Source organism: Sphingomonas sanguinis NBRC 13937 (genome assembly GCF_001591005.1).
Taxonomy (GTDB): domain Bacteria; phylum Pseudomonadota; class Alphaproteobacteria; order Sphingomonadales; family Sphingomonadaceae; genus Sphingomonas; species Sphingomonas sanguinis.
In genome coordinates, this window is the sequence record NZ_BCTY01000005.1 from 1 (window position 1) to 18136 (window position 18136).

The 18136-nt window shown below is 65.7% G+C and carries 17 protein-coding genes and 1 tRNA gene; 6 read left to right on the forward strand and 12 right to left on the reverse strand.

Annotated elements, in window-relative coordinates; all coding sequences use genetic code 11:
• Nucleotides 1–701: 701 nt before the first annotated feature.
• The 10 genes from SSA01S_RS04175 to radA all read right to left on the reverse strand — a co-directional run bounded on the left by SSA01S_RS04175 (nt 702) and on the right by radA (nt 10514).
• Nucleotides 702–2114 carry an ISNCY family transposase gene (locus tag SSA01S_RS04175; RefSeq protein ID WP_061779362.1) on the reverse strand — a complete coding sequence of 471 codons (1413 nt, stop codon included), beginning with the start codon at nt 2112–2114 and terminating at the stop codon, nt 702–704.
• Between the two features lie 158 nt (nt 2115–2272).
• A complete protein-coding gene (locus SSA01S_RS04180) occupies nt 2273–2848 on the reverse strand; it encodes a retropepsin-like aspartic protease family protein (RefSeq protein WP_061779363.1) in 576 nt (191 codons plus the stop codon).
• Nucleotides 2845–3609, reverse strand: coding sequence for an MBL fold metallo-hydrolase (locus SSA01S_RS04185; protein ID WP_061779364.1), 765 nt, complete (start codon nt 3607–3609; stop codon nt 2845–2847). Before SSA01S_RS04185 ends, SSA01S_RS04180 begins: the two co-directional genes overlap by 4 nt.
• Nucleotides 3606–4382 carry a TatD family hydrolase gene (locus tag SSA01S_RS04190; protein ID WP_061779365.1) on the reverse strand — a complete coding sequence of 259 codons (777 nt, stop codon included), beginning with the start codon at nt 4380–4382 and terminating at the stop codon, nt 3606–3608. The genes SSA01S_RS04185 and SSA01S_RS04190 overlap by 4 nt, the downstream gene beginning before the upstream one ends.
• The gene (gene metG, locus SSA01S_RS04195) at nt 4382–5938 is read right to left on the reverse strand and encodes a methionine--tRNA ligase (RefSeq protein WP_061779366.1); all 1557 of its coding nucleotides are present in this window, start codon (nt 5936–5938) and stop codon (nt 4382–4384) included. Before metG ends, SSA01S_RS04190 begins: the two co-directional genes overlap by 1 nt.
• A gap of 42 nt (nt 5939–5980) precedes the next feature.
• Nucleotides 5981–6310, reverse strand: coding sequence for a DUF423 domain-containing protein (locus tag SSA01S_RS04200; protein ID WP_058715960.1), 330 nt, complete (start codon nt 6308–6310; stop codon nt 5981–5983).
• Between the two features lie 3 nt (nt 6311–6313).
• Complete coding sequence (locus SSA01S_RS04205; RefSeq protein ID WP_061779367.1) at nt 6314–8062, reverse strand: cation:proton antiporter domain-containing protein; 1749 nt, start codon at nt 8060–8062, stop codon at nt 6314–6316.
• The gene (locus tag SSA01S_RS04210) at nt 8062–8499 is read right to left on the reverse strand and encodes an iron-sulfur cluster assembly scaffold protein (RefSeq protein WP_061779368.1); all 438 of its coding nucleotides are present in this window, start codon (nt 8497–8499) and stop codon (nt 8062–8064) included. The genes SSA01S_RS04205 and SSA01S_RS04210 overlap by 1 nt, the downstream gene beginning before the upstream one ends.
• Nucleotides 8496–9056, reverse strand: a complete 561-nt coding sequence (locus SSA01S_RS04215) for a CvpA family protein (protein ID WP_058750959.1) — start codon at nt 9054–9056, stop codon at nt 8496–8498. Before SSA01S_RS04215 ends, SSA01S_RS04210 begins: the two co-directional genes overlap by 4 nt.
• Nucleotides 9057–9140: 84 nt before the next feature.
• Complete coding sequence (gene radA / locus SSA01S_RS04220) at nt 9141–10514, reverse strand: DNA repair protein RadA (protein ID WP_058715964.1); 1374 nt, start codon at nt 10512–10514, stop codon at nt 9141–9143.
• Nucleotides 10515–10613: 99 nt separating this feature from the next.
• On the opposite strand from radA, the gene SSA01S_RS04225 reads away from it, so the two are divergent.
• The gene (locus SSA01S_RS04225) at nt 10614–11759 is read left to right on the forward strand and encodes a glycosyltransferase family 4 protein (protein ID WP_061779369.1); all 1146 of its coding nucleotides are present in this window, start codon (nt 10614–10616) and stop codon (nt 11757–11759) included.
• Between the two features lie 3 nt (nt 11760–11762).
• On the opposite strand, the gene SSA01S_RS04230 is transcribed toward SSA01S_RS04225, so the two are convergent.
• Together SSA01S_RS04230 and SSA01S_RS04235 are read right to left on the reverse strand one after the other, a co-directional pair.
• Nucleotides 11763–12053 (reverse strand): DUF2218 domain-containing protein, encoded by a 291-nt coding sequence (locus tag SSA01S_RS04230; RefSeq protein ID WP_061779370.1) that lies wholly within the window; start codon nt 12051–12053, stop codon nt 11763–11765.
• The gene (locus SSA01S_RS04235; RefSeq protein WP_061779371.1) at nt 12050–12649 is read right to left on the reverse strand and encodes a PadR family transcriptional regulator; all 600 of its coding nucleotides are present in this window, start codon (nt 12647–12649) and stop codon (nt 12050–12052) included. Before SSA01S_RS04235 ends, SSA01S_RS04230 begins: the two co-directional genes overlap by 4 nt.
• A 120-nt stretch (nt 12650–12769) precedes the next feature.
• Here SSA01S_RS04235 and SSA01S_RS04240 point away from each other — a divergent pair, with 120 nt between their 5' ends.
• The 5 genes from SSA01S_RS04240 to SSA01S_RS04260 all read left to right on the forward strand — a co-directional run bounded on the left by SSA01S_RS04240 (nt 12770) and on the right by SSA01S_RS04260 (nt 18077).
• The gene (locus SSA01S_RS04240) at nt 12770–14098 is read left to right on the forward strand and encodes a replication-associated recombination protein A (RefSeq protein WP_061779448.1); all 1329 of its coding nucleotides are present in this window, start codon (nt 12770–12772) and stop codon (nt 14096–14098) included.
• Complete coding sequence (locus SSA01S_RS04245; protein ID WP_061779447.1) at nt 14091–14942, forward strand: hypothetical protein; 852 nt, start codon at nt 14091–14093, stop codon at nt 14940–14942. The genes SSA01S_RS04240 and SSA01S_RS04245 overlap by 8 nt, the downstream gene beginning before the upstream one ends.
• Before the next feature lie 18 nt (nt 14943–14960).
• Nucleotides 14961–15035: transfer RNA gene (locus SSA01S_RS04250), tRNA-Thr, on the forward strand.
• Nucleotides 15036–15099: 64 nt separating this feature from the next.
• On the forward strand, nt 15100–15795 hold the full coding sequence (locus SSA01S_RS04255) for an endonuclease/exonuclease/phosphatase family protein (RefSeq protein ID WP_061779372.1): 696 nt from the start codon (nt 15100–15102) through the stop codon (nt 15793–15795).
• Nucleotides 15795–18077: a patatin-like protein gene (locus SSA01S_RS04260; protein ID WP_061779373.1), complete on the forward strand. Its 2283-nt coding sequence runs from the start codon at nt 15795–15797 to the stop codon at nt 18075–18077. The genes SSA01S_RS04255 and SSA01S_RS04260 overlap by 1 nt, the downstream gene beginning before the upstream one ends.
• The last annotated feature ends 59 nt before the right edge of the window (nt 18078–18136 follow it).

An 18136-nucleotide genomic window follows, 5' to 3' on the forward strand; every position in this document is an offset into this window, starting at 1 on the left:
CTCCTTGTTGCCGCCAGTTAGAAAAGACACAATCTCCGCCAGATAGAAATGACACTCGCTCGTGGCAGCGGGGGCAGCGTGGAGCCATCCAAACAGCGCAGCGCTGCCCCCGCTGAGGCGGTGAGCTATCGGATCTTTCACCCGGACCCGCTGCGCCAGCAGTGGGCCCGGTCACGCCGGTCGAATGTCTGATGGTGGGTGGAGAGCGGAACGGCGGCTCTTGGAGCTTTGTTGGCGTTAGCGGATATCGGCTGATCGCGCTGATCTAACCTCGGTGGAAATCAGCCGATCCGGAACACTTACCGTTGACATAGGTTAGAATGGAATCGCCGGTCGGTTTTTCGGGCGCTGGCGGCTGAGAGACACTTCGCGCTCCCGCTCGATAGGAGAGCCGCTGTGGACCGAGAAGCCAAACCGTCACAACCGACGCAGTTCATCATTGATCGCTCACACCTGAAAGCTGTTCTTGAACGTTCCCAAAAGGCTAGAGAGAAAAGCCAGGAACTCATCGCGAAACGCCGCGCCTCGCGCGATAAAGATGGATAGGTTGCTCAGCGCGGAAGCGTCGGTTTTGGGAATAGCGCATGTGGCTCTGAACAGCCGCTTGTGGGCGCTAGCCGTCAGGCAGCTTTTCCGCCCGAAAACAGTCGGTTCGGTCTAAGCGGGTTGAGCGTCATCTAAGAGGCCCTGCAGGCGCCAGCTCACCGAGCATATTCTCCGAGGCCGCGCGCTATAAGCTCCTCGTTTGACAGGCGGGGACCGCGCTTGAGCTTCGGCGTGCAAAGCCGGCGTCGGTCAATCTTGCCCGCGGTGGAAGAGGGTGCTGCGAACACCCCGACAGACCCTGAGCTGCGTGCGGGTTCGTTGTTATTGCGCTTGGGATGATGCGGGGCAGCCACCTGGATGGCCTGCGCCATCGCCAGTGCGGCGCCCAGTTGCTTGTTGTCGACGATGGCGGCCTGATTCACCTGCCGCATCTTGTCGAACACACGGTAGGGCAGCACGCGCTCGCCGTGGCGGATCTCGATGCGACCGTCCGGGTACTCGCAGACGTGGACGCGCTTGCGCGCGAGCGAGCGGGTAAGGGGCGTCGGCTCGAGAATGAACATGGCCTTGTTGAAGTGCAACGCCAAAGAGGCGGTGACGGTCCGCTCCTCGCGCCACACCATCTCCGCCTCGACGTTCTCGTGCGCGGCCAGCGGGCGGTGCACGTCGTGCGGATCCGCTGGCGCGCAGGCAAACCGCGCATTGTGCCTGGCGACATAGGAGGGGAGAAAGGCATTGGCTTCGTCGATGGACGAGATGCCAGCCAGTCGCATCGCCTTGACCAGCCGGTCCTGCAGCGTGCCATTGGCGCGCTCCACCCGACCCTTGGCCTGCGGCGAGTTGGCGCAGATGATCTCGACGCCAAGCTTGTCCAGCGCACGGCCGAGGTGCGTCATGCCGTCGCTGTCGGCTGTCGCGTTGTTGTTCCGGAAGACGCTGTGCTTGTCCGAATAGAAGGCCACCGGCTTGCCGTGCCGCTCGAGGTAGCTGCGGGTTGCGCGCATGTAGGAAAAGGCGCTCTCGCTCTCAGCCATTTCGAGATGCATGAGCTCGCTGGTCGCGTCGTCAATATAGACCAGCAGCGTACAGCGCGGGCCGCGGCCCTCGAACCAGTCATGGTCCGAACCGTCGACCTGGACCAACTCGCCGCGGCACTCGCGCCGGTAGCGCGACTGGTGGAGGCGGGCGCGCTTCGCGACCTTGGCCTTCCATACGCCGGCTGCCATGAGCATCTGCCGCAGCGTCTCGCGCGACAGCGTGATCCCATGCTGCTCAGCCAGGTACTCGCACGCCAGCGTCGGACCGAAGTCCGCATAGCGCTCGCGCACGATACCAATGACCTGGTCGCGGAAGGCCTCACTGAAACGCCTGTTGCTCGCTCGCCCGCGCTTGCGAGATACGAGGCCGGCCGCGCCATTGGTTCTGAGGCGATCCAGCAGCCGGTAGATCTGCCGTGGGCAGAGGCTCAGCGATGCTGCCGCATCGCTGATGCGCAACTCGCCACGGTCGACCCGCTGCAGGACATCAAACCGCGTCAGTTCGCTCTGGCTCATCGCAACCACCGTCATCAGCGCGCGCCCTCAACCGTGCGGGCGACATGCCATCCGTCGGCCGCGTTGACGTCGGCTGTGACATCTCTAACTTGCAGACAGGTGACATTTGTACGTTGCGTCTACATAGCGGTTACACTCCTCGCATTCGATAATATATATTATGTAAAACAAAGTCAGTCTGGCGGGTTCAGGGTCAGGACACCCTGCTCGACCCGCCAGCTACGCAGACGGCTCAACACGTTCATGCCGATGATGTCCTGATCGCCAAATGCCGGTGATACATCCGCACCGACATCGTTCAGAACGATCGATCCGATACCAAGCTTCGCAACTGTAGCATGGTCCGCCGTCACCGGTCCGTTGGCCGTGTCGATCAGGCTGCCGAATGGACTTTCCTTCACGTCTATGCCCGCTGCGCGCGCCGTAGCCACCGATAACGCCGTCCTGGTCGCGCCACTGTCGATCATCATCCGCCGCTCGATGCCGTTGATGCGGACATTGGCCCAGTAATGGCCGTCCGGGCCTATCGGTATCCGCGCGGTGCCTGTCGACACTGTGGAGCTCGGCCACCAGTCTTTGAAACGATCACGCTGGGCGACGACCAGGAACATGGCACCGAATATCCCGATCCAGATCAAAGCCATGCGCATCGTCTGGCCGATGGGAATGCGCCGGGCCAGCAAGGCGCTGAGCGGCAAGATCAGGATCAGGCCATAAAAGACGATGTCCATGGCCCGGTCGGTGTTCACGGGATCAGTTCCATCCCGTCATAAGCGGGCTCGACTCCTTCGGGCAGTTCGCGGCAGAGCGTGGCATAATCCATCGACTGGTCCATGTGGATCAGCACAGTGCGGCGCGGCTTCAGCATCTCCACCCATTGCAGCACGGATGGCAGGTCGGCATGGGCCGGATGCGGATGGCGGCGCAGCGCATCGACGATCCAGATATCGAGATCGCGATACAGATCGGCCATATCGGCCGTAAGATCATGAAAATCCGTGGCATAGCCGATACTCTTGCCATCGCATTCAAACCGAAAGCCTGCCGACAGGATGCGGCCATGCGGCTGATCCAGGGTACGCACCCGGACGCCGCCGATCGTCATGTCGTCTTCCAGCTTCGCCATGGTCGCGGTCGGCGGATAGCCGGTCTTTCCACGAAACACATAGCCGAAGCGGCTTTCCAGCGACGCGGCCGTCGCGGGGCGCGCATAGCCCGACACCGGCTGGCCCAGGGCATGAAAGATTTGCCGCACATCGTCGATGCCATGGCAATGATCGGCGTGATCGTGGGTCCAGATGATCGCGTCCACCATGCCGACCTCGGCCGCCAGCAGCTGTTCACGCATATCCGGGCTGGTATCGATCAGGATACGGGTCGCCTCATGCTCGACCAGCGCCGACATACGCATCCGCCGGTTGCGCGGCTCAGACGGGTCGCATTCCCCCCAATCATTGCCGATCCGGGGAACGCCGGACGACGTACCACAACCGAGGATGCGGATTTTCACGCGCGCGTCTTCGCGAACAGTCGGTGGAAATTTTCGGCGGTAGCGGCGGTCAACTGCTCGACCGTCTCGCCGCGCAGCTCGGCCAGGAACTTGGCCGTATCGGCAACGAAGGATGGCTCCCCCGTCTTGCCGCGATGGGGCACGGGCGCCAGGAACGGAGCATCGGTCTCGACTAGCAGGCGATCGAGCGGCAGGCGCGCGGCGGTGTCCTGCAAATCCTTAGCGCTCTTGAAGGTCACGATACCCGAAATGGATATATAAAAGCCTAATGCCAAGGCCTTATCGGCAAATGCTCCACTGGCGGTGAAGCAATGGATGACGCCCGGATAGGCTCCCTTCCCCATTTCCTCGGCCAGGATCGCGGCGGTATCCTCTTCGGCATCCCGAGTGTGGACGACCAGCGGCAGGCCGGTCTCGCGACATGCGGCGATATGCGCGCGAAAGCTCGTCTGCTGCCGCAAGCGGTCGCTGTGATCGTAATAATAGTCGAGGCCACTCTCCCCGATACCGACGACGCGCGGGTGGCGGGCGCGTTCGACCAGCTTGGCGGTGTCGATATGGGGATGAGCATCCGCCTCATGCGGGTGAATGCCGACTGTGGCCCAGACATCCGGCTCACGCTCGGCGGTGGCGATGACCGCATCCCATTCGCTTTCGCGCGTGGAAATGTTGAGCATCGCCGTCACACCCCGATCCCGCGCCCGCGAGAGCATGCCAGCCTGATCCTCGATCAAGCCCTTGTAATTCAGATGACAATGGCTGTCGGCGAGCATCAGGCGTCGGCCTCGGCGGGGATTTCCAGGCGCGGAAAAGCCGGAGTCGGCGGGGCCAGCGGCGTGCCGTTCGCCGTGCGGCGGGCGTACCAGCCATCATCGTCGATCGCGGCGTGATCCCGCTCCTCGACCCCCAGCGTGTCGAGGACGAGCCCTGCCCCGCGCGGCGTGACCGGCAGGATCGCGATGGCAAGCATCCGGATCGCGCGGACGAGCGTGCCGAGCACAGCGTGCATCCGCTCGGGATCGGTCTTGCGCAGCGACCAGGGTGCCTGCACATCGATATATTGGTTGCAGGCATAGACGCCGCGCATCCACGCCTCGATCCCCTGACTGAGCGCCAGATCGCCGAACGCTGTCTTCAGGCCCGCGCACGCCACGACGACCTCCTCCAGCAGCATGGCGTCGGCCGGGTCGCTCCGCCCCACTTCGGGGAGTGCGCCACCCAGATTCTTGGCGATGAACGACAGGGTACGCTGCGCCAGATTGCCGAAGCTGTTGGCCAATTCGGCGTTAACGCGGGTGACGATCGCCTCGGCCGAATAGGAGCCGTCCTGACCGAAGCTGACCTCGCGCAGGAAGAAATAGCGCAGCGCGTCGACGCCGAACGCATCGGCCAGGCCCATCGGGTCGACGACATTGCCGACCGACTTGGACATCTTCTCACCCCGGTGGAGCAGGAAGCCGTGCCCGAATACCGATTGCGGCAACCGCAGGTCCGCCGACATCAGGAAGGCGGGCCAATAGACGGTGTGGAACCGCACGATGTCCTTGCCGATCAAGTGCAGATTGGCGGGCCAGAAGCGCGCCAGATCGCTGTCCTTGTTCGGATAGCCGGTGCCGGTCAGGTAATTGGTCAGCGCATCCACCCAGACATACATGACATGGCCGGGGCTGTCCGGCACCGGCACGCCCCAGTCGAAGCTGGTCCGCGACACCGACAGATCGGACAGCCCGCCCTCGACGAAACGCATCACCTCGTTGCGGCGGCTTTCCGGGCGGATGAAGTCAGGATTGTCGCGGTACAGGTCGAGCAGCGGCTGCTGATATTTGGACAGGCGGAAGAACCATGTCTCCTCGGCGGTCCATTCCACCGGCGTGCCCTGCGGTGACAGCTTCGTGCCGTCCTCGGCGGTCGTCAGTTCGCCCTCGTCGTAAAAGGCTTCGTCGCGGACCGAGTACCAGCCCTCATAGCGGTCTAGGTACAGATCGCCCTTGTCCTGCATCGCCTTCCAGATCGCCTGGCTGGCGGCATAGTGATCGGCGTCGACGGTGCGGATGAACCGGTCGTAGGAAATCTCAAGACGGTCCGCCATCACATGGAAATGGCTGGACATTTCGTCGGCGAATTCGCGTGTCGGGATTTCCCGCGCGCGCGCTGCCTGGGCCATCTTCAGCCCATGCTCGTCGGTGCCCGTCTGGAACAGGACATCGCGGCCCGCCTGACGCTGGAACCGGGCGATGACGTCGGCCGCCACCATCTCATAGGCATGACCGATATGCGGGCGGCCATTGGGATAGTGGATGGCGGTGGTGATATAGAATGGATCGGCCATGGCCGGTCCCTAGAACATCCCCTCGCGCAGGTGAAGCCCGGCTTAGCCGCGAAGGCTCCAGGCCAGCCACAGCCAGCCGCCGATCAGGATCGTGCCCCCGATCGGCGTGATCGCCCCCAGCCAGCGCGGCGCGCCAAAGGCCATGGCGTAAAGCGTACCCGCAAAGATCGCTGCCCCGATGACGAAGGCCCAGGCGACGCCGCGCGCCTCCATCCGAAGCGCGACCAGCGCGGCGACCGCATGGATCAGCTGATAGTGCCCGCCCGTACGCAGCCATTCGACCGCCGCGCCTTCCGCGCGGTGCGCGCCGAACGCCCCGGCGGCGATCGCCATCGCACCCGACAACGCGGCCAAGATCGCCACCCATCCCATGGTTCAGCCCTTTCGCTCGTCCTGCGTGATGATCCGGTCACTCGCCGCGTGCAGGTTCCCGGCTGCGGCCTGGGCGGCCAGTCGCTCCTTGTCGCGCGCTCGGTACATCGTTTCGACGCGGTCGATTTCGGCCTTGTCGACCTCAAGACTGCCCAGGGCCAGCCGGGCCATCTTCACCGCCGACTCGAGAACCTCGCGGACGACATATCGCGCCGGCCCGCCCTTCAGGCGCAGAACGGCGCGGCGGTCATAGGCACGGACGAACAGCGCGGCATTGGGGAAGGCCGCGTGGACGCTGTCCAGAAATTCCAGCGTGATCTGGTCCTCGTCCAAGCAGAACAGGATCAACTCCGCCTCGGCCGCGCCCGCCTGTCGCAACAGGTCGAGCCGGGTGCCGTCGCCATAATAGACCTTGGCCCCGAAGGACGCGGCGATGTCGATCATCTCGATATCGCGGTCGATCAGCGTGACGGGCACGTCGCTGGCGATCAGCATCTGCGCGACCGTCTGGCCGAAACGGCCATAGCCGACGATCAATGCGTTGGCACCATCGGTCATCGGCCCCTCGCGTTGGCCGCCGCGGGTGATGACCGGCTCCTCACGGATACGTCTTGTGGCGGCCATCAGAAACGGCGTCGTCGCCATCGACACGGTGATGATCGCGCCGAACAGGCTCGCCGCTTCGGGCGCGATCAGATAACCCGCCTGGGCCTGGGCGAACAGAACGAAGCCGAACTCGCCGCCCTGGCTCATCAGCAGGCCGAGCGCGAAGGCGGAACGCCAGTTCATCTTGAACGCCAGGCCGATCAGCATGATGACCAGCGTCTTGGTCGCGATCAGCGCCAATGCCATCACCGCAACGAAGAGCGGCCGCTCGGCAATGGCGGGCAGGTTCAGCATCATGCCGACCGCCAGGAAGAACAGACCAAGCAGGATCGAGCGGAACGGCTCGACATCCGCCTCCAGTTCATGCCGGTATGGGCTGTCGGCGAGCATGACGCCCGCGATGAATGCGCCGAGCGCCGTCGACAGGCCGAGCAGTTCCATCACTGCCGCGCTGGCGATGACCGTGAACAGTCCGGCGAAGACGAACATCTCGCGCTCGCCCATATTGCCTATCAGGCGGAACAAGGGGCGCAGCAAAAAGCGTCCGGCCACGATCAGGCCGATGATCGCGCCGATGGTCTCCAGCGCCAATATCCATCCCGGCGGGCCGGTATGGTCCGCCGGATTGCGCGACATGGCCGCCACGATGGTGATCAGCGGGACGATGGACAGGTCCTGGAACAGCAGGATCGAGAAGGCGCGCTCTCCAAAGGGCGTACGCATCCGCCCCGAGGATTGGAGCATCGGCAGAACCTGCGCGGTAGACGACAACGCCAGTGGCAGGCCCAGCGCCAGCGCGGCCTCCAGCGAGAAATGCGCCAGGAGGACGATGCCGGTGATGGCCAGGCCACAGGCCGCGACCTGGATCAGGCCCAGCCCGAAAATTTCATGCTTCATTCGCCACAGTCGGGCTGGGTTCAACTCCAGCCCGACGATGAACAGCAGCAGGGTGATGCCGATCTCGGCAATGCCCAACTTCGACTCGGCATCGCCGACCAGGCCCAGGACATGCGGGCCGACCACCGCGCCCGCGACCAGATAACCCAGCGTGGCACCCAGCCCTAGCCGTCGGAAGACCAACACGAACGCCAGACCGAAACCCAGCAGGATCGCGCCATCGCGCAGCAGGGAGACTTCGCTGTGCATCAGCGAACCATCGCGCCGGATGCCTGCTCGGCGGCCTCAGCGGCTGCCTCGAAGGCCAGGCGGATCGAGGGGTGGCGTGCGGTGTAGGTCAGCGCGGGCGAGAAAACCTCCAGGCCCGGCCAGTCGGGGGCATCTCCCTGCTCTGCCTCCAGCCATCCGGTTAGCGCATCGCGCGCCTCGGCCAGTTCGCTCACGCTGCGCCCGACGATATGCGCAGAGAGCAGCGCGGCGGACGCCTGCCCCAGCGCGCAGGCACGGACGAGCATTCCGACCTGGCTGACGCGGCCGTCCTCGTCCAGATCGATGTCCACCGTCACCCGGCTACCGCAGATGGGCGAGCGCTTTTCCACGCTCGCCATCGGATCGGTCAACCGCTGGTCGTGCGGAATGGCCGTGGTCAGCCGCAATATCTCGGCATTGTAGAGGGGCGCGGTCATGACGGCGTCTCGCTGTTGGTGGCGGCGTCGGTGGCCGGTGTGGGGGCGCCGAAGACCGGCAGGCCGCGACGGCGGCGATCGACGAAGTCGGCGATCCCGGCGCTCGTGGCGTTGAGAAGCTTATAGGTGCGGCTCTTGACCATCCATTCGGGGCGGCGGGCCGGGCCACCGCTGACCGTATCGACCAGAAGGGCCACGACCAGAAAGACGAGGCTGGCGAGGATCAACCCCTTGAGCGCGCCGAAACCGAACCCGAGCGCCCGATCGACCGGCCCCAGGATCGAGGTCCGCGCCCGGCTGCCGATCGCGCGGGCGACTAGCCGTCCGCCCAGATAGGTCACGCCGACGATCAGCGCAAAGGCCAGGACGGCCGATCCCGACACGGTGCCGACCACGCCGGTCAGCGCCTGGGCAAGCGGAATATGAAACAGTTTCAGTGCCGCGACGATCGCGACCCAGGCAAACAGCGCGAGGACTTCGGTCACGAACCCGCGCAGGAAACCCTGGATGGCGGCGCCGAACACGGCGATCAGGACGAGAATATCAAGCGCTGTCAATGCGTCCGGTCCAATGTTTCAGCCCCATCCTGTCACCGTGCCGCCCGGCATGGCGCGGGCGGACGTGGCGATCTCAGCCCCTCGCTACCCCCGACCCAACATATGGTCAACGAACTCGGCCAGGGTTCGGAAACCGGTCATCCGCAAACTGCTTTCTTCGGACGTCATCGCGCGCGGCACCATGGCCTTCTCGAAGCCCAGCTTGCCCGCTTCCTTCAGACGCAGTGCGCCGTGTGCGACCGATCGGATTTCGCCCGACAGTGCGATCTCGCCAAATACGATCGCGTCCGACGGAACCGGCCGCTCCGACAGCGCCGAGATGAGCGCGGCGGCGACCGCAAGGTCGGCCGCCGGGTCCTGCACTCTGTAACCACCCGCGATATTGAGATAGACTTCCGCCGACGAAAAGCTCAGCCCGCACCGCGCCTCCAGCACGGCCAGAATCATCGCGAGCCGCCCCGTGTCCCAGCCTACGACCGCACGCCGGGGCGTGGCACCCGAGGCCAGCCGGACCGTCAGCGCCTGGATTTCGACCAACACCGGCCGCGTCCCCTCCAGCGCCGGGAACACCGTCGCTCCCGTAACCCCCTCGTCCCGATTGGTGAGGAAGAGTGACGAGGGATTGCCGACCTCGGTCAGGCCCTCGGTCTGCATCGCGAACACACCGATCTCGTCGGTTCCGCCGAAGCGGTTCTTGATCGCGCGCAAAATGCGATACTGATGGCTCCGTTCGCCCTCAAAGGCGAGCACGGTGTCGACCATATGCTCCAGCACGCGCGGCCCCGCGATCGAACCATCCTTGGTGACATGGCCGACCAGCACGACGGCGGTGCCACGTTCCTTGGCGAAGCGGATCAATTCCTGGCCCGACGCGCGGACCTGGCTGACCGTGCCGGGAGCCCCCTCGATCAGGTCGGAGTGCATCGTCTGGATCGAGTCGATGATCAGCAGTGCTGGCGGCGTACCGATCGACAGGGTGGTCAGGATGTCGCGGACCGACGTCGCGGCCGCCAACCGGACCGGCGCTTGCCCGAGGCCCAGCCGCCGCGCGCGCAGACGCACCTGGTCGGCGGCTTCTTCGCCCGAGACATAGGCGACGGGTTTGCCCGCCAGGGCTAGCTTGGCGGCGGCTTGGAGCAGCAGAGTCGACTTGCCGATCCCTGGATCGCCGCCGATCAGCGTGGCCGAACCCTCGACGAACCCGCCGCCGAGCGCGCGGTCCAGTTCCGCGATGCCGGTCGCCATCCGGTCGGGTAGCGGAATGTCGGCGTCCAGCCCGACCAGCTGGATCGCGCGGCCCCCGCCCTGCAGATTATGCTTGGCGGCGAAGGGGGTTAGCTGGACCGGCGCTTCCTCCAGCATGGTGTTCCATTCGGAGCAATCGGGGCATTGCCCCTGCCAGCGGGACGACACCGATCCGCAGGATTGGCAGACATAGCGCTTCTGAACTTTGGCCATGGTGCCACCTCTAGCGGCGGCGGAACGAAAATGGAACGAAATTGATGCGCCGGGGCGGGAGTGGTCTTTGCGTCGTCACCCGTCTATGGGGCGGATTCCATGACCCCAGACCAGTTTCGTGTCGCCCTGTTCAGCGGCAACTATAATTATACGCGCGACGGTGCGAACCAGACGCTCAACCTGCTCGTCGGCCATCTGCTCGATCGGGGCGTCGCCGTGCGCGTCTATTCGCCGACATCCTCGACCCCGGCCTTTCCGCCGGTCGGCGATCTGGTCGACGTGCCGGCCATCCCGTTGCCCTTCCGCGCTGATTACAAGCTGGCGCGTGGACTGCCCGCCAAGGTGCGCGCCGATCTGGAGGCTTTCGCGCCCAACATCGTCCATGTCTCGGCCCCCGAATTTCTCGGCCATGCGGCGGTGCGCTGGGCCCGGGAGAAGGGTGTCGCGTCGCTGGCGTCGGTGCATACCCGGTTCGAGACCTATCCGGCCTATTATGGCCTGGGCTTTCTCGAAAAGGCGATCATCCGCCTGCTCACTCGCTTCTACAACAAGTTCGACCGGATCGTCGCACCCAGCCCCAGCATGATTGCGCTGCTGCGCGGCTGGGGCGTGACGCCGCCGATGAGCATCTGGTCGCGCGGCATCGATCATGACCGGTTCCAGCCCTCGCGTCGCAGCCTGGAATGGCGGCGCTCGCTCGGCATCGCCGATCATGAGGTGGCGATCGGGTTCCTGGGACGCCTGGTCAAGGAAAAGGGGCTGGACGTCTTTGCCGAGGCGCTCGCCGAGTTGCGGCGACGTGGCGTGCCGCACAAAGTGCTGGTCGTGGGCAAGGGCCCGGCGGAAGGCTGGTTCGCCAAGGCCACGCCCGATGCGATCTTCGCAGGCTATCAGACCGGCGACGATCTGGGCCGCGCGGTCGCGTCGATGGACATCTTCTTCAATCCCAGCGTCACCGAGACGTTCGGCAACGTGACGACCGAAGCGATGGCAGCGGGCGTGCCCGTCGTCGCGGCCAACGCAACCGGCGCGATGGACCTCGTGGCGGACGGCGAGACCGGCTATCTGGTCGAGGCGCGCGACATCATGGGTTATGCCGACGCGCTGGAGCGGATCGCGACCGACGCGCCCTTGCGCCACCGGTTCAGCGAAGCAGGCCAGGCCCGCGTCGCCGATTACCGGTGGGACAAGGTCAACGACGCGGTGCTCGATGCGTACCGCGCGCTGTTCGCCGATCGCGCCTGACGCCTAGCCTTCGCGCCAGTCGAAGGTCAGCGGTGCCTCGCGAAAGGCGAAGCGGTCCAGATGGCTGGACACGACCTCGCGCATTCGTGCGACGTCGCCGTCCTCCGGCACGGTGAGGATGACGTCGAGCGTGTCGGAGCTCGCGCGCATCTCCAGTTTCGATCCATTGGGGAAGGTGATCGTCCCTTCCTTGGGGGTGAAGACGACCTCCATCTTGTGGCTCCAATGCTTGGCGAGCTGCTGGAGGTAGCGGCTGGCCGAAAGCGTCGGCACGCGGGCGACGGACGCGCTCATTTCATCCGCTCCACCTTCTGGGCCAGTTCGTCGATCAGCGCGGCGACCTCGTGGGCCATATCCTGCGAGGCATCGCCCCGACCGAAGCGTTCGCCCAGCGCGATCTTCAGCCCGATCATCGCACGCCGGACGGGCGCGGAGTCGGTGCGTTCGCGGTGCTCGCCCAAGGCTTTCAGGCGGGCGATCAGCGCCTCGACCTGCTCTGCATTGTCCTCGAGATGGCTGCGTCCGGTTTCGGTCGCGGCGAAGCGCTTCTTGGCGCCCTCCGACCGCTGTTCCTCGATGAAGCCCATCTCGTCGAGCAGGGTGAGGGTGGGATAGATGACGCCGGGGCTGGGCGCATAGGCACCGCCGGTCATGGTTTCGATCTCACGGATCAGGTCATAGCCGTGGCGCGGCTCTTCGGCGATCAGCTTGAGCAGAACCAGCCGCAACTCGCTGCCGTCGAACATCCGTCCACGGCGCCCGCCCCGGCCGCGACCGCCGCCCATTTCGCGTTCGATGTCCCATTTTACCTCGAACGGCCCGAACGACCAATGGCCCCGCCGATGGCCGCGATCCATCCCCTCGGCATGATGGTGATGATGATGTCGCATGATGCAACTCCTTTCTTGATAGTTCCAAGATATATCGTGAGCAGTCGGAGTCAAGATGGTCCAAGATATATCTTTGGGTGAGAGGATGACGTGACGCCGCTCGTGCCCTACATGGCGGACATGGCCGATCTGTTCGCGGGCATGGACCCCGCCCCCGCCACTCCTGCCCTGTCACCGGACGCGCCGCTGGCCGACCGGCTGCGCCCGATGCAGCTGGCGGAGGTCGTGGGGCAGGATCACCTGACCGGATCGGGCGGCGCGATCGGGCGGATGGTTGCCGCCGGTCGGCTGTCGTCGATGATCCTCTGGGGGCCGCCCGGCACCGGCAAGACCACGATCGCCCGCCTGCTCGCCGCCGAGGTGGGCCTGCGCTACGCCGCGATCTCCGCCGTCTTTTCCGGCGTCGCCGATCTGAAGAAGGTCTTTGCCGAGGCGCGCGACCATGCCCGTCTGGGCCAGCGCACCCTGTTGTTCGTGGACGAGATCCACCGCTTCAACCGCGCCCAGCAGGATGGTTTCCTGCCCTATGTCGAGGACGGCACCGTCACCCTGGTCGGGGCGACGACGGAGAACCCCTCCTTCGAGCTCAACGCCGCCTTGCTCAGCCGTGCGCAGGTGCTGATCCTTCACCGCCTCGGCCAGGCGGCGCTCGACCAGCTGCTGGAGCGGGCCGAGGTGGAGATGGGCCGTCCCCTGCCCCTCGATCCGGCGGCGCGCGACGCGCTGATCGCCAGTGCGGATGGTGACGGGCGGTTCCTGCTCAACCAGGCGGAGACGCTGTTCGCGGTCGACTTGCCCGAGCCGCTCGACCCCGCCGGGCTGTCCGCATTCCTGCAACGTCGGGTTGCGGTCTATGACAAGGACCGGGAGGGGCATTACAACCTGATCTCGGCGCTGCATAAGTCGATCCGCGGATCGGACCCGCAGGCCGCCCTTTATTATCTCGCGCGGATGCTGACGGCGGGCGAGGAGCCGCTGTACGTGCTGCGCCGCCTGACCCGCGCCGCCGTCGAGGATATCGGGCTCGCCGACCCTCAGGCGCTGGCCCAGTGCCTTGCGGCCAAGGACGCCTATGACTTTCTGGGTTCGCCCGAGGGGGAGTTGGCGATCGCGCAGGCCTGTCTCTATCTGGCGACCGCGCCCAAATCGAATGCCGCATACAAGGCGCAGAAACAGGCCTGGCGCACCGCCAAGGAGACGGGCTCTTTAATGCCGCCCGCCAATATCCTGAACGCGCCGACGAAGCTGATGAAGCAGATCGGTTACGGCGCGAACTATCAGTACGACCATGATGCCGAGGGCGGTTTCTCGGGCGCCAACTACTGGCCCGACGAGCTGCCGCCGCAGGAGTTCTACACTCCCTCTGGCCGCGGTCTGGAAAAACGGATCGCCGAACGCATGGCTTGGTGGGACGAGCGGCGGCGCGCCTTGCGGGATGAAGATGGCTGAGCGGTTCGACGGGTTCGTCGCGATCGACTGGTCGGGGGCACACGGGACGGCGCATCCGGGCATTCGCACGGCGCATTGCGGGGCGGGACATGCCGCACCTGAGCTGGTGCCGCCGCCGGGCCGGGCCTGGTCGCGCCAGGGCGTGGCGGACTGGATATTGGCGCGTGCTGATGAGCCTCTGCTGATCGGCTTCGACTTCAGCTTTTCGGCGCCCTTCGTTGCGCGCGGCGCGCATCTGCCCGGTGATCGGCCGACGCCCGATGCCCGGGCGCTCTGGGCCTATGTCGATGAGAGCAGCGACGACCCCGACTTGGGCGCGCGCAGCTTCCTGGAGGCGCGGCGGGGTACGCATTTCTATTTCGGGGCGGCGGATGGCCGTAAAGCCGACTTCCTCCACTGGCGCGCGTGCGAGATTGCCGCGGACGGGGGGAAGAAGCCCTCGACCGTCTATGACGCGATCGGCGCGTCCCAGGTGGCGAAGGCCAGTTTTGCCGGAATGCGACTGTTACGACGACTGGACGGGCATGTCGCAATCTGGCCCTTCGATCCGGTTCCGGCGAAGGGGGCGCTGGTCGTCGAAATCTATACCTCCATTGCCGCGCGCGATGCCGGACGCCCGCGTGGGCGCAGCAAGATGCGGAGCGCCGAAGCGCTGGACGAGGCACTGACCCGGCTGGGCAGCGAACCGCATCGGCCGCTGCCCAGCTATGACGATCACAGCACCGACGCGATCCTAACCTCCGCTTGGCTGCGGACCGTCGCGGCGCGACCGGATTTGTGGCATCCGGCAGGGCTGACGACGGAGGTCGCCCAAACGGAGGGCTGGACCTTCGGTGTCTCTTGACGCTAGGGGGACCGCAACGCCGGATTAGCACAGCGGTAGTGCAGCGGTTTTGTAAACCGAAGGTCGGGGGTTCGATCCCCTCATCCGGCACCATTTCCCTTCCGTCCACGCCATCGAAATTGGCACCAAAACCACCGCGCTGCGTTACAGTGGCGGAATGATCAAGGTCGCGAGCTACAATATCCGAAAGGGGATCGGCGCCGACCGCAGGCGCAATCCCGACCGTATCCTGGACGTGCTGCGCGAGGTGGATGCTGACGTTATAGCCCTACAGGAGGCCGACCGCCGCTTCGGCGAGCGCGAAGGGGTGATCCCGCTTCACCTGCTGGATGATCACAGCGACTGGAAGCCGATCGTCTATGGTATGAAGGCCCGGTCGATGGGCTGGCATGGTAATACGATCCTGGTCCGCAAGACCGTGCAGATCCTGGATTTCGAGGCGATCCACCTGCCCTCGCTCGAGCCGCGAGGGGCGGTAATGGCGGATTTGCGGACCAAAAGCGGCGTCATTCGGGTGGTCGGCATGCACCTCGACCTGTCCGGCCTCTGGCGCAGGAGACAGGCGGCGGCGATCCTGTCGCATCTGGCGAGTTGCGTCGAACCCTGTCCCACCGTCATGATGGGTGACCTGAACGAATGGACCCGCACCGCCGGGTGCCTTCGGGATTTTACGCGGGAGTTCATCATGGCGGACACCGGCCCCAGTTTCCATGCCAGGCGTCCCATCGGGCGGCTCGACCGGATCATGGTGACGCCCGACCTCCACATCGCCGCCTGCGGGGTCCATGCGACGCCGATGTCGCGCAAGGCCTCCGACCATCTGCCCATCTGGGCGACTTTGGCACCTCGCTGATGCGCGAAAAGGAACTGCGGCTGGCGCTGGTCTGCTATGGCGGCATCAGCCTGGCCGTCTACATGCACGGCATCACCAAGGAAATCTGGCGGATCGTCCGCGCCAGCCGCGCCTCGCATGAGGGCGATCCGCCGGCGTCCGCCGTCGATGCCGTCTATCAGGACCTGCTGGACGAGATGGCCGAGCGGGGCGGCGTTCGGGTTCGCGTGCTCGCCGACATCATCGCGGGCGCAAGTGCGGGCGGGATCAACGGCATTTTCCTGGGGCAGGCTCTGTCGACCGGCCAGTCGCTCGATCCGCTGACCGACCTGTGGCTGGAGGCGGGCGACATCGAGTCGCTGATCGCGCCCGAGGCCGCGCCGACCTCTCGCTTTTCCAAGATGTGGGCCCTGCCCATCGCGTGGATGGCGGCGGGGCGCAGCGGCGACAAGATCGAGGCGCTGGACGACGATACCCGCGACGAGGTGCGCTACAAGCTCGGCCATCTCGTCCGCTCGCGCTGGTTCGAGCCGCCGTTCGACGCGGATGCCTTTACGGGCAAGCTGCTGGAGGCGTTCGACCGGATGGCGGCGGCCCCGGCGGGCAAGCGCCTGTTGCCGCCCGGCCAGCCGCTGGACCTGTTCGTCACCGTCACCGACTTCACCGGCCAGCCCCAGCGGCTGAAGCTCCATTCGCCGGGCGAAGTGGTCGAGACCGAGCATCGCATGGTCGTCGACTTCACCGACAGCGGCGGCGGCCAGCTGGCGGCGATCCCCGAACTGGTCTTCGCCGCGCGCGCCACGTCGAGCTTTCCCGGTGCCTTCCCGCCCTTCACCGTGGCCGAGCTCGACCGCGTACTGGAAAGCCGGGACCAGCAATGGGACAGCCGCGACGAGTTTCTGCGCCGCGTCCTCCCCCGTCACCATGCGGCGGGCGCCGCCGACAAGGCGGTGCTGATCGACGGTTCGGTGCTAGTCAACGCGCCCTTCCGTCCCGCCATCGACGCGCTCGGCCGCCGCCCGGCACGGCGGCAGGTCGATCGGCGCTTCGTCTATATCGATCCCTTTCCGGGGATGCATTTCCGCCTGCCCGGCGGCGGCGGCCATCCCGGCTTCTTCCAGACCATCATCGGCGCAATCAGCGAGCTGCCCCGGCAGCAGCCGATCCGCGACAATCTGGAGGCGATCGCCGCGCGCTCGGGCCGGATCGACCGGATGCAGGCGATCGTCGCCGCTATCCGCGAGGATGTGGAGGCCGAGATCGAGCAGCTGTTCGGCGGCACGTTCTTCCTGGACCGGCCGACCGCCGCACGGCTGGCCTCGTGGCGGGTGCGCGCCCAGGCCGCATCGGCGGCAAAGGCCGGGTTCAGCTACGCCGCCTACGGCCATTTGAAGCTCGCCAACGTCATCGACGCCATGGCGACGATCTTTGCCGAGGCGATCGGGGACGAAGGGCCGCAGCGGCGCGGCCGCCTGCGCGCGATGATCGAGCGGACCATCACGGAGCGCTATGTCGGCGCAGAGGCGATTCACTTCAAAGGCGGCTCCAGCAACGGCGCGCGTAACTTCCTCCGCGCCTTCGACCTCGGCTATCGCATTCGTCGCCTCCGCCTGCTCGCCCGTCGGCTGACCGCGCTGGAGGCCGATCATAGCGAAGCCGAGCTGGCCCCCGTGCGCGACGCCATCTACGAAATGCTGGCCGAATTTCTGGAGCGGCAGCAGGGCGCGGCCCATGCCGACATGGCTCACGACATTCGCCACGCCCGCGATGATGGCGGGCCGCTGCTCGACCAGTTGGAGGCGCGGCTCGACCTGATCCGGCTGGACGGGGAAACCGATGCCCGGCTGGCCGCCGCCTTTGCCGGACTGCCACGCTCCGCCCGGCGGACCTTGCTGCTGACCTATCTGGGGTTTCCCTATTTCGACGTGGCGACCTTGCCGCTGTTGCAGGGCGAAGGGCTGGACGAGTTCGATCCGATCAAGGTCGACCGCATCGCGCCCGACGACGCGACCGCGATCCGTTCGGGCGGGGCGGAGGCGACCCTGAAGGGCATCCAGTTCCTGACCTTCGGCGCGTTCTTCAGCCGCAGCTACCGCGAGAACGACTATCTCTGGGGTCGTCTGCACGGCGCGGAGCGGATGATCGACATCGCCATTTCGACCCTACCCTCGACCATCCGATTGAAGCCTGGTGCGGTCGCCGCGTTCAAGCGGCGCGCTTTCCTTGCCATCTTAGACGAGGAGAAAGAGCGGCTGACCGCCGTCGCGCCGCTGATCGCCTCGCTTCGCCGCGAGATCGGCTGAAGGCTGGTCATGCCCGAACAACGCGGCTAGACCGCCAGCCCATGGCGACGTCCGCCCGT